The organism is Ignavibacteriota bacterium (genome assembly GCA_016716225.1).
GTDB lineage: Bacteria > Bacteroidota > Ignavibacteria > Ignavibacteriales > Melioribacteraceae.
In genome coordinates this window covers 473,358-485,869 of the sequence record JADJWT010000001.1, presented here as the reverse complement: position 1 = coordinate 485,869, position 12,512 = coordinate 473,358, and the positions used below count along the sequence as shown (strand labels likewise).

The following is a 12,512-nucleotide window of genomic DNA, read 5'->3' as shown; positions in this document are numbered from 1 at the left end:
TAAAAATTATATTTTAGGGATAATATGAAACCAATTTGGATAATAGCAAAAAAAGAATTTAGAACTTTTTTTGATTCACTTGCCGCTTATATAATATTAGTAGTGTTTTTAGGTTTAAGCGGATTTTTTACATGGCTTTACGGTTCGGATATTTTCTTTATTGGTCAAGCTACATTAATGCCGTTTTTCTCAGTTGCATATTGGACTTTATTTTTCTTCATTCCCGCATTAACAATGAAAATGCTAGCTGAAGAAAGAAAAACCGGAACTTTAGAATTGTTACTCACAAAACCAATTACTGATTGGCAATTAATTGCCGGAAAGTTTCTTTCGGTAATGATGTTGATTAGCGTTGCATTACTTTTAACAATTCCTTATTACATAAGCATTTCACTACTTGGACCAATAGATCACGGTTCAGTTTGGAGCGGATATTTTGGAATGTTGTTAATGAGTGCCGCATTTACAAGTATTGGATTATTTGCAAGCAGTATTACTAATAATCAAATTGTTGCATTTTTAATTGCACTTTTTATTGGTGTATTCTTTCTAATAATTTTTGATGTTTTATCTTCAAGTTTTACGGGTACAGCTGCATACTTTTTCAATTATTTGAGTTTATCAACTCATTACGAATCAATATCAAGAGGTGTAATAGATTCCAAAGATTTAGTTTATTTTTTATCAATTACAGCGATTGGTTTATTATCTGCAGATTCAGTATTATCAAAAAGAAATATAGTTGAGTAAAATAAATATGTTAACAAAAAGAAAAATTCAGACCACATTATTTTTAGCAGTTGCAATAATAATTTTGATAAATGTTCTTTCATCAAGATATTCTTTTAGGATTGATTTAACTGAAGATCAAAGATATTCATTAAGCGATGCTACAAAAGATATCTTAAAGAATTTAGATGAACCGTTAACTGTTACATCATATTTTTCAGAAGATTTACCTCCGGATATTGAGAAAGTTAGACAAGATTTTAAAGATTTATTAATCGAATATTCAAACCGATCTAACGGAAATGTTGTTTATGAATTTATAAACCCTAATGAAGATCAAGAAGTTGAAATGAAAGCTCAGCAAGCTGGAATTTCACCAATTATGATAAATGTTAGGGATAAAGATCAAGTTAAACAACAGAAAGCATATCTTGGTGCGCTTTTGCAGCTTGGTGAAAATAAAGAACCAATTCCTTTTATTCAACCCGGAGCAGCAATGGAATATGCACTTTCGTCTGGAATTAAAAAATTATCGGCAAAAGAAAAACCGGTAGTAGGATTTTTACAAGGTCACGGCGAACCAAGTTTAGATCAACTAATTCAGTTAAGGCAGCAACTAAATGTAATGTATGAAGAAAGAACCGTTACACTTACAGATTCTACAAATATTCCATTTGAAATAAAAACTTTGGTAGTAATTGCTCCAACTGATTCAATTGTTGAAAGAGATTTTATTTTCTTGGATGAATTTTTATCTCGCGGTGGGAGATTACTTTTAGCAATAAATAATGTTAAAGGAAATTTTCAAAATGCAACCGGTGAATTGGTAAATACTGGATTTTCAAAATGGTTAAGTAAATATGGAATTACAATTGCGGATAATTTTTTAGTTGATGCAAAATGCAGCAGCGTTATGGTTCAACAAAATCAAGGAATGTTCAGAATGAATATCCCGGTAAGTTTCCCATACTTACCAATTATTTCTAAATTTAATGAACATCCAATTACAAAAGGCTTAGAAGCCGTTTTGTTTCCTTTTGCAAGTTCAATTACAGTTACACAAAAAGATACAAGTATAAAATTTACTACTTTAGCATCTTCTTCGGATAAATCTTCTTTAGAAACTTTACCATTATTTTTTGATATTCAAAAACAGTGGGGAAGTCAAGATTTTGGAATGTCTAACATTCCCGTTGCAGTTGCGGTTGAAGGAAAGATTGCAAGAAATTCCTATACAAAAATGGTTGTGTTTAGCGATGGCGATTTTGCTGTAAACGGAGAAGGCCAGCAAGCTCAACAATTACAACCGGATAATGTAAATTTAATGACTAATGCAATTGATTGGCTTTCCGATGATACCGGCTTAATTGAACTTAGAACAAAAGGTGTAACTGCGCGCCCGCTCGATGCACAATTAGAAGACAGCACAAAAACTTTAGTTAAATATGCTAATTTTTTAATTCCTATTGGTGCAATAATTTTATTTGGTTTTGCAAGATTTCAGTATAAGAAAAAAATTAGAAACATTATAAAATCGACCGACTATGTTTAATAAAAATTCAAACAAATTTCTTTGGATATTTTTAGCAATTTTAATAATTGCAGTTACCTTAATATTTACGAGTGAATCGACAAAAAAGGAAAGAACATTCAGAAATGAATTAGTTTCAATTGATACATCAAAAGTTTCACAAATATCTATTTATCCAAAATCTTTAAAAGGCGAAGAAGTAAGAATTTTAAAAGTTGATAATATTTGGAAAGTAAATTCCGATTTTGGTAAACAATTTACTGTTCCAAAAATAAAAGTTGAAAATTTGCTTAATCAATTATTATTGGTGAAACCACAAAGAGTTGCTGCGAGAAGTAAAGATAAATGGAAAGAATATCAAATTGATTCTGCATCAACAAGAATTGAAATAAAAGAAGGAAGTGAAAAAGTACTGGATTTAATGATTGGTAAATTTGCATTTCAGCAGCCAAGATCAATGTCCACTTTTGTTAAACTTGCCAGTGATATTGATATTTATGAAGTTGAAGGATTTTTGGATATGATTTTCAACAAAACTTCAAATGATTTTAGAGACGAAACAATTATTAAATCTGAAAGACAAAAATGGAACAAACTGAAATTTGAATCTGCAAATTCTGATAGTTCTTATGAGCTTGTAAAAGTCAATAATTCTTGGTTTGTAAACGGAATTAAAACGGATTCTACAAAAACTGAAAATACTCTAAACTCAATTGAGAGATTAACGAATTCGAATTTTGTTAATAAAGAAAAGGCAGCTTTTCCAAAGCTGACTTCCAAACTTACAATCGAAGTTGAAAATCAAAATCCTATAACAATTTTTGCTTATCAAGATTCAATAAACTACATTATTGAATCTTCAATGAATATTGAAAATTATTTTGATGGAAAAACTTTTGGAAATAAAATTTTCTTCAAAAAGGAAACTTTGTTTTAGAAACCTCGAAAAAAATAAATCAAAGGTGGTGTCATTCTTACGAAAGTGGGAATCCAGAATATGTTTAATAGATTCCGGTATTGCAAATAATGGAAACTTGCCTACCGGCAGGCTGGCCGGAATGACATTATTAATATTTTAGAAGATTCTTTTAATTACTAATTTCTATTTCAAATTTGTAATTTTGCAAAGTAAAACTCTTCTCAATTTTAGAAAGAAGTTAGAATGATTAATGTTGCAATTATTAATGGAAGCGCACAAAAAAGAAATTATGTTGGTTTTTGTATAAATTGCATAAAAAAAGTTTTTGCAAAAAATGAAAATTTTATAATTACTGAAATTAGTTTAAAAGATTTCAATTTACCTTTTCCCGGCGAACAAATTGAAAACGACGACTCGCCAAAATTAAGAAAACTTTTAAAATCTGCTGATGCATATATTTTAGGAACTCCCGAATACAACGGTTCTTTTTCGGCAAAATTAAAATTAATGTTTGAAAATGCAAGTTATCCTTCCGAAATGAAAAATAAACCAGTGAGCATTTTTGGAATTGCAAGCGGTTCAATTGGAGCAATAAAATCTTTAGAACATTTAAGAAGTGTCTGTGCACATATTGGCGGATTTGTTTTACCTCGTGCTGTTTCAATTGCAAATGTTGAAGATAAATTTGATGAAAACGGAAATTGCAATGACGATGAAATTGTGAAAGAATTTAAAAATTTATCGAAAAGTTTTATTCAGTTTTGTGAAACAACAATATCTAAATTGTGAAAATATATTTCTAAATCTTGCTTCTTCCAAATACTTACTTGAATATTTCAGAATTCACAATTTAAAAATGAATGACCGGTTTAAACATTCGTGCATAAGCATGCAATTTGTAGATTTATAATTAATTAAAAACAAATCATTTCAATTTTAGCAATTCTTTAAATTTATCTAAATCATTAGTTGGTAAACTGCATTCATAATTCTGGCAAATATAAGCTGTGGTTGTATTTTCTAGCATTTCATAATTATCTAAATACGGAATTAATTTTTTCTGCAATTTAAAATCAGAAGAATTTTTATCCCATAAAATTACAACACTATTCGGTAGAAAATTTTCATGAATTATTTTCAGCATTCGCTTTGTTAATGAATTTTCTTTATCACCAACAATTATAATTTCTTGTGAAGAATTAAATTGAAAATTCAATCCAGCTAAAAAATGTGCAAAACTAATTGGAACTTTCTCAACACTTTGTTTATAAGTTTTGTTTAAAAATTCTGAATAATTTTTAAACTTATGATCGTTTGTAATTTTGTAAAGTTTTTGCAAATTATTAAACATTACAGAATTTCCGCTTGGAATTGCACCATCATAAAATTCTTTTGTGCGTGAAATTAAATCTGAATTATTTTTATCGGTAAAAAAGAAACCGGAATTGTTTTCTTCATCCCAAAAATTTGCAATTAATTTTTCTGTAAATTCAATAGATTTTTGCAAATAAAATATTTTAAAAGTTGATTGATACAATTCGATTAAAGCCCAAACTAGAAAAGCATAATCATCGATGTTTGCTGAAATTGACGAATCGCCGTTTCTGTATCTGTGAAGCAAATTTCCGTTTTCAGAAATTAATTCTTCAAAAATAAATTGTAAAGATTTTTCCGCATCATTTATAATTTCTTTATTCTCAAAAATTCTTCCGGAAATTGCCAAAGCCGCAATCATCAAGCCATTCCAGTCGGTTAAAATTTTATCATCTTTAAATGGATGAATTCTTTTTTCGCGTTCCAAAAATATTTTTGTTTTGAAACTATTTATTTGAGAATCATCAAAATATTTTTTTTGATGAAGAATATTCGTATTTGTTGAATTTCCGGTAGCTTCTTCAAAATAATTTCCGCTTTCAGTAACATTAAATATTTCACAAAATTTATTTCCGTCTTCGGTTCCAAGAGTTTTTAGAATTTCACTTTTATTCCAAACGTAAAATTTGCCTTCTTCACCTTCGCTGTCTGCATCTTCAGCAGAATAAAAACCAAAGTTGGAAGATTTCAAATCACGCAAGACGTATGTAATAATTTCTTCGGCAGTATTTTTGTAAAGCTGATTTTTTGTTATTTGAAAAGTTTCAGAATAAGCAATTATTAACATTGCTTGATCGTATAACATTTTTTCAAAATGGGGAAGAAGCCAATTTCTATCGGTTGAATAGCGATGAAAGCCAAATCCAATATGATCAAAAATTCCGCCATTTCTCATTTTTGTTAAAGTCTTTTCAACCATAAATAATGCATTTGTATTTTTAGATTTTTCAAAATATCTTAAAAGGAAAAGTAAATTATGAGGCGATGGAAATTTTGGACGGTCTCCAAAACCTCCAAATTCTTCATCAAATCTATTTTGAAATTCTTGAAAAGCTGTTTCAATTATTTCGTGTTTTGTAAAATCTGAAACTTTAAAATTTCTATTCGATTTTAAATGTTCAGTTATTTTTTCTGCTGAATCAATAATATCATTTTGCTGATTTTTCCAAACTTCACTAATTCGGATTGTTAAATCAATCATTCCAATTCTGTTTCCAAAGGAATTTTTTGGAAAATATGTTCCGGCAAAAAATGGTTTTTTAGATGGAGTCATAATTATTGTTAAAGGCCAACCGCCGTGTCCGGTTAACATTTGGCAAACCGACATATACAAATTATCGATATCGGGTCTTTCTTCGCGATCTACTTTTATGGATACAAAAACTTCGTTCATTAATATTGCAACTTCTTCATCTTCAAAAGATTCTTTTTCCATAACGTGACACCAGTGGCAAGTTGAGTAACCAATCGATAGAAATATTGGTTTATTTTCACTTTTTGCTTTTGCAAATGCTTTTTCATTCCATGAAAACCAATTTACCGGATTATGAGAATGCTGTAATAAATACGGACTTTTCTCATGAATCAATTCATTTTCAGATTTATTTTTATTCATAAAAAATATTGTGTCTTATTTTAAAAAAATGTTTTTATAAGATAAATAATTTGGAAGAAAAATTATGAGATATAAAATCTTATTCTTTTGCGGAAAAAGTTAATTTTGAAAAAGTAATGAAATGTATTTAAACAATTTTTAAAACTTTAAATGGAAATAAAATTATAGCTTTTAAAACGTCAAAAACCAAACCAACAGCAAAACCAAGAATTTTAAATGGTAATAAAAGAAGCCAAATAAATGGATAAAGAATCAAAACTGCAATTGCCAAAGGAAATGAAATAATCGCCAAAATTACCCAAAGTATAAAAGTTAACATTTTTCAACTCCAAAAAGAATTTATTGCAAATTAATAGACGCAGTAAATTAAAATAAGTTATTAAAAACTAGATATTTATTTCGATAGTAGATAAACTATTTTCCATTTTGGTGAATGAATACAGAAATTACATTTAAACCATCCATTGCACTTGATCATAAAATCATTCTGGATTCTCTGCGCGATAGTGTTGTTTCCTTCAATAAAAATTTGGAGTTAATTTATTTTAACAATTCCTTCAAAGAAAGATTTGAAATTTTCATCGGTGAAAAACTTGATTACAATAAAAGTTTAAATTCCTACCAAGGCATAAAAAGATTTTCAGAATATTTTGATACTTGGAATTATTGGATTGAAAGATGTTTGTTGAAAGAAAAATTTATTGAGGATTTTCAATATAAATTAGGCGGAAAATATCTTCATTTTCAAATACAATTTATACCGATTATTAAAGATGATGATGTAGAATATATTCAATTGATAATTACCGATGAAACCATTCGTCATCAATATGAAGATTTGATAAGAAAAAATGTTAAAGATTGTGATTTATGCAATTCGGAAAAAAACTTTGAAAGTAAAACTGTTGAAGAAGAAAGAGACGAAGCTGTAGAACTTCTTATCGAAAATGTTGAAAGACTTCAAATAGTTTTTGAAGGATCGAACGATGGATTTTGGGATTGGAATATTCAAAAAGATGAAATTTTTTACAGTAAACATTATTATGAAATTTTAGGTTATCGTAACGGAGAAATAAAATCTGATTTATTTACCTGGCAAAGTAGAATTCATCCGGAACATATTGATGATGTTATTGAAGCTTTGCATTCTCACCTTGAAGGAAAAACCGAACAATTTAATAAAGAATATAAAGTTTTAACAAAATCCGGCGATTGGAAATGGGTTTTGGATAAAGGAAAAGTTGCAATTAGAGATGAACAAAATAATCCTTTAAGAGTTGCCGGAACTTTAAGTGATATTTCCGAAAGAAAAAAAGCCGAGGAAATTTTAAAAGAAAGCGAAGCAAGATTTGTAAATATTGCAAACACAATGCCGCTAATGCTTTGGATGACTGATAATAAAATTTCTGCAACTTATGTAAATCCCAAAACAACAGAATTTATTGGTGAAGAAAATTTTGCAAAAAGTTTTAAGAATTTTGTTCATCAAGATGATATTTCAATTTTTTCCGAAAAATTTAGAAAATTATTAAAAGATAAAGAAAGATTTGAAGGTGAAATTAGAATTAAAAATAAAGCTGGCGAATTTAGATGGATTTTAATGCAAGTTGTTCCAAGAATTTTAGAAACCGGAGAATTTGTTGGATTATTAGGTGTTGGAATTGATATTACAAAACGAAAAGAAATTGAAACAAAACTTTTGGAAAGCGAAACACAATTTAATGAAATTACTTCCGTAGTTGCCGAAGGAATTTTCTTAATTGATTCAAATAGAAATTTGCGATTTGCAAATCCCGAATTTTATAATTTACTTGGTTACAGCGCAGAAGAAGTTCTAGATACAAAAGTATTTGAAAAAATTTATAATCATAACAGTAAAGTTGAAATTGATTGCCCGATTAACAAAGTGTTAAATGATGAAGTAATTGTAAGAATTACTCATGATTTTTTCAAAACCGTAAATGATGATTATTTGCCGGTTTCGTTTGTCTCATCGCCAATTAAACGAAATGGAAAAATAATTGGCTGCGTAACTGCTTTCCATGATATTACAGAAAGAATTGAAGCTGAAGAAGCACTAAAAAGATATGTGGAAGAGCTTCAATTTAATAAAGAATTGATGGAAGAAAATGCGGTTGAAGCAGCAAGATTAAATGAAATGCTTTGGGATTCTGAAACAAGACTTAAAGAATTAAACGCCAGCAAGGATAAATTCTTCTCAATAATTTCACACGACTTGAGAAGTCCGTTAACATCAATTATTGGATTTGCCGAAGTTATGATTGAAGATCTTGAAACATTATCAAAAGAAGAAATTAAAGAATTTACGAACAGCATTTATAAATCGTCAAAAAATGTTCAAAATCTGCTGGAAAATTTATTGCAATGGTCAAGAATTCAGACCGGAAGAATTGAATTTAATCCAATTAATTTTGAAATAAACAATTTAATAAATGATGTAATTGCGCTTTATCAAGTAAATGCTGCAAGAAAGAAAATAACGTTAGTAAATCTTTTGGAAAAACAATATAAAGTAAATGCCGATAAATTTATGATTGATACGGTTTTACGTAATTTAGTTTCTAACGCAATAAAATTTACACCGCAAGGCGGTACAATTAAAATTAATGTAGAAAAATTAGATGAAAATAATTTAACGATTTCTATAATAGATAGCGGTGTTGGAATAAAAGAAGAAATTATAGAAAAATTGTTTAAAATTGATAGTCATATTACGACCAAAGGTACTGATAAAGAAAAGGGAACCGGACTTGGGCTAATATTATGTAAAGAATTTGTTGAGAAACATCAAGGAAAAATTTGGGTAGAAAGTAAATTTGAAGAAGGAAGTGAGTTTAAATTTACTCTACCACTCAAAAATGAACAATAGAATTAAACTTTTACAATAGAATTTGATGAATCACCGAATTCAGTAGTTTTTTGACTATCAGCATCTTTTTCGTTTAACCAAACCGAATTATCAAGAAAATATTTAAACTCATATTCCTTTCCAACTTCAAGATCAATTAAAATTGAAAAAGAACCATCTTTAACAAGTTTTTTCATTCTGTGGGAATTATAATCCCAGTTATTAAATGAACCAAGAATATTTGCTTTTTTATGATTTATGCCAATTTCTGCCGGGATTTTAAAAGTAACTTTACAAATTTGTTTTGATTTCAAATATCTTTTTGAAATAGACATACTTAATCCTTTTCTAAAGTTTTAATAAATTCTAAACTTATTTGCAAAATTAAATAAATTGATAATAATTATCTAACCTAAAAATGATATAAATTCCTTTTTTGAATTTAGGATAAGAAATCTATATTATTAGTTCATTTCAAAATTTAATTACTATAAAATTTTTTGATCTTAAAAATAATTAAATAAATTCCATTTATTTTGATGATAAAAAAGCCCGCAATTTGCGGGCATTGATTTGGATTTCAGAAATTCAATTAGTTACTGTTTTTTATACACATTATCAAAAATTTTTATTTATACCAAAAATAATGATGTAAGTAATAGTGCGATATAAACTACACCTAAGCCAATTTTCAAATGAAAATCCTTCTTATTTTCAACATCCAATTCTTCTAATTGTAAATCTTTTTGGATAATGTAATCTTCATCAGATAAGTTTTCCAATGTTGGTTTCGAATTCATTTAGAAATTCCTTTCTTATTTCATCAACATCATTTTTTTAATGGAAATAAAATTATTGGTTTTAATTTTATAAAAATAAATTCCGCTTGTTAATTTGCTTGCGTCAAACGAAAAAGTATAACTTCCCGCCGGTTTAATTCCATTTTCAACAATTTCAACTTCATTCCCTAAAATATCATATATTCCAAGTTCTACATGCCCATCATTCGGAATTGAGTAAGTTATTGATGTAACCGGATTAAATGGATTTGGGTAATTTTGTCTAAGTTCAAAATTTTGGGGCGAACTAACATTTGTCTCAACAATATCTGAATATTCAAAAGTTCCGTCAATATCAATTTGTTTTAATCGGTAAGAATATTTACCTGAAGTTTCAAGTAAATTATCTTTGAAAGAATAATATTTTGGAGAATTGCTATTCCCGTGACCTTCTACAAAACCAATTTTTTCCCATTCGGAATCTTTAATAATTATATTTGTTTTCAATCTTTCAATTTCAAATCCATAATTATTTACTTCAGTTGCAGTTTCCCAGTTTAATTCAATTTTGTTTTCTGAAAGATTTAAAGTGAAAGAAGTTAATTCAACTGGTAAAGGAGATGTTGGACATGGATCAACAAAATTAAAAACAACTACAGCACCAAAATTAAAAGGATCACCAAAAAAAGTATATGCACCTTGAGAATAGCCTACCCCAATAAAACCTTCGTTTAATGCTGATCCAAAATTATTGTTAAATAGTGCAAAACATGTATTTCTGTGACCCCATGTCGAACCGGCATCAGCATAAATCCAGCCATACACTGCGCGTTCTATAGGTAAAGCTGGAGGATCTGGATTTGTTGAAGCATAATTAGACAAATTCTCTGGTCCAAAAATCCAACCGGACTCACTACAACCGCTAATTGAAGGATCGGAATTTAATCTATCTGAAGGTGATCCGTTCAAATTATGACCAAACAGATTATTTGTTCGTAAAAAATCGGCATAGTTTTGTGCGATTGTAACAATATTATTACTTACGGCTTCAAAAGGTAGAAGTCCTCTTGCAACACGCTCAGCATTAATTAGATACAAAGCTTTTTCGCTATGTGATTTTGCATCCCAATCTACTTGAGAAGGCATTACAAGATCTGTCGAAATATCAGGATTGAGTTGAACGTTTTCCTGAATTCGCCCATTCTCAAAGGCAGCTTCAATATCTGCAACTGTATTAAAGTTACCTGGTGACCAAGAAATATCTGTAGAAAGCTGCGGATAAGGTTGAGCATAAACCTGAATAGTGAGAAGAATTAAGAATGTATATATTTTTTTCATATGTGTCCCCTTTTAATGATGTGTTAATATTTATTCAAAATTTCACGTAGAGAGTTACGAATAATTCTCGATGCTGGCAATTTCAATTATTTGAAGTTTTAATAAGATTAAATATCTTATTAAAAAACCTAAATAGCAAGAAGAAAAAGTTTTTTATTAAATGATAAATTAACTGAATTGAATAAATATATTTTGAGGAAAAAAATTTAATGTAAAAAATTCTTTTTATGATTAAATATTTTTTAAGAAATTTAGATTATTCTTCAAACAACATTTCAATAAAATTCTTTTTCTTTGTATCTAAATTTCTAGAAATATATTTTACATAATCTTTTAAAGTTAAAATTCCAATTGGTCCTTCATAAATTCCGCCAAACTGAAAACCATCATAAACTCTCACTGCAAGAATATTCTTACCGTTTTTCAAATCTGATTTACTAATTTTATATCCTCTTAACTGACCATATTCAGAATTATTTCCTTCTGAAAAATTTCTTACTAATGGCATTGCTAATAAGTCACCGGTATTTCCAATCTTTTTTTCATTTAAATAAGCTTCATCGATATCATCAATTTTTCCAAGTAATAAAACCAAATCATTATTATAAATTTCTTTTGTCAAATTTACATCAAAGTAAATTCTGTACCACGCAAAACCATCATAATTACTGTAACCTTGTTGATCCCATGTTGATGGAACAATTATAGATTTCCAATCATTTTCATCAATATTAGTTTTCATCCATTTTAAATTATCACCGATTTTAAATTTCCAACTTCCTTCTAAATTAATAATGAAATTTAGCGGCAAGTCTGAAGCGAAAATTCCAATATCACCATTGTAAATTCCGCCGTCTAATCTTTCATCAAAAACTCTAATTGCAATTATGTTATTTCCATTTAGATTTAATGAATTACTTTGTAACGGAATCCAAATTTTTAAATTATATGCCGTATTAAAATTTGGCGGGAATGTTCCGGAAGTTCCAATTAATTTTCCGTTAAGATAAATTTCAGCAACATCATCAATAACTCCTAATGATAAGTAAAGTTTTTTATTTTTTAATTGTGAACTAAAATCAAATTCCTTTCTATACCAAGCATATCCATCATATCCATTATAACCTTCATCTTCCCAGCGGGAGGGAACTTTAATCGGGTCCCAATCATTATCATTATAATTTGGATTTGCCCACCGTTTATTATCTCCAAGTTTGAATCTCCAAAGTCCGTTCAAATTTTCTATTCTGGAATATTTTTGGTCAGCAATAATTTCACTTGTCAAAATTATTAGTAAAGCAAATCCAAATATTTTAATTCTTGTGCGCATAATCTTAAAATCCAAAGATTAAATTATA

Annotated in this window: 11 protein-coding genes; 5 read left to right on the top strand and 6 right to left on the bottom strand. The window is 28.4% G+C overall.

Going from position 1 to position 12,512, the window contains the following annotated elements; translation table 11 throughout:
• The first annotated feature begins 24 nt into the window (after positions 1–24).
• The 4 genes from IPM32_02060 to IPM32_02045 all read left to right on the top strand — a co-directional run bounded on the left by IPM32_02060 (position 25) and on the right by IPM32_02045 (position 3,968).
• Positions 25–750 (top strand): ABC transporter permease subunit, encoded by a 726-nt coding sequence (locus IPM32_02060; GenBank protein ID MBK8944030.1) that lies wholly within the window; start codon positions 25–27, stop codon positions 748–750.
• Positions 751–757: 7 nt separating this feature from the next.
• On the top strand, positions 758–2,281 hold the full coding sequence (locus IPM32_02055) for a Gldg family protein (protein ID MBK8944029.1): 1,524 nt from the start codon (positions 758–760) through the stop codon (positions 2,279–2,281).
• Positions 2,274–3,197 (top strand): DUF4340 domain-containing protein, encoded by a 924-nt coding sequence (locus tag IPM32_02050; GenBank protein ID MBK8944028.1) that lies wholly within the window; start codon positions 2,274–2,276, stop codon positions 3,195–3,197. Before IPM32_02055 ends, IPM32_02050 begins: the two co-directional genes overlap by 8 nt.
• A 225-nt stretch (positions 3,198–3,422) precedes the next feature.
• Complete coding sequence (locus IPM32_02045; protein ID MBK8944027.1) at positions 3,423–3,968, top strand: NAD(P)H-dependent oxidoreductase; 546 nt, start codon at positions 3,423–3,425, stop codon at positions 3,966–3,968.
• A 136-nt stretch (positions 3,969–4,104) separates the two neighbouring features.
• Here the strand turns inward: IPM32_02045 and IPM32_02040 are convergent, their stop codons facing one another.
• Both IPM32_02040 and IPM32_02035 read right to left on the bottom strand, forming a co-directional pair.
• The gene (locus IPM32_02040) at positions 4,105–6,168 is read right to left on the bottom strand and encodes a thioredoxin domain-containing protein (protein ID MBK8944026.1); all 2,064 of its coding nucleotides are present in this window, start codon (positions 6,166–6,168) and stop codon (positions 4,105–4,107) included.
• Positions 6,169–6,295: 127 nt separating this feature from the next.
• Positions 6,296–6,487, bottom strand: coding sequence for a hypothetical protein (locus IPM32_02035; protein ID MBK8944025.1), 192 nt, complete (start codon positions 6,485–6,487; stop codon positions 6,296–6,298).
• A 114-nt stretch (positions 6,488–6,601) separates the two neighbouring features.
• Between IPM32_02035 and IPM32_02030 the strand changes: the two genes are divergently transcribed.
• Positions 6,602–9,058 (top strand): PAS domain S-box protein, encoded by a 2,457-nt coding sequence (locus IPM32_02030; protein ID MBK8944024.1) that lies wholly within the window; start codon positions 6,602–6,604, stop codon positions 9,056–9,058.
• A 2-nt stretch (positions 9,059–9,060) separates the two neighbouring features.
• Here the strand turns inward: IPM32_02030 and IPM32_02025 are convergent, their stop codons facing one another.
• The 4 genes from IPM32_02025 to IPM32_02010 all read right to left on the bottom strand — a co-directional run bounded on the left by IPM32_02025 (position 9,061) and on the right by IPM32_02010 (position 12,484).
• Positions 9,061–9,372 (bottom strand): isoamylase early set domain-containing protein, encoded by a 312-nt coding sequence (locus tag IPM32_02025; protein MBK8944023.1) that lies wholly within the window; start codon positions 9,370–9,372, stop codon positions 9,061–9,063.
• Between the two features lie 297 nt (positions 9,373–9,669).
• The gene (locus IPM32_02020) at positions 9,670–9,837 is read right to left on the bottom strand and encodes a hypothetical protein (protein MBK8944022.1); all 168 of its coding nucleotides are present in this window, start codon (positions 9,835–9,837) and stop codon (positions 9,670–9,672) included.
• A gap of 15 nt (positions 9,838–9,852) precedes the next feature.
• Entirely contained in the window at positions 9,853–11,154 is a 1,302-nt protein-coding gene (locus IPM32_02015; GenBank protein MBK8944021.1) for a T9SS type A sorting domain-containing protein, read from the bottom strand.
• 256 nt (positions 11,155–11,410) lie between these two features.
• On the bottom strand, positions 11,411–12,484 hold the full coding sequence (locus IPM32_02010; protein MBK8944020.1) for a beta galactosidase jelly roll domain-containing protein: 1,074 nt from the start codon (positions 12,482–12,484) through the stop codon (positions 11,411–11,413).
• Positions 12,485–12,512 lie beyond the last annotated feature (28 nt).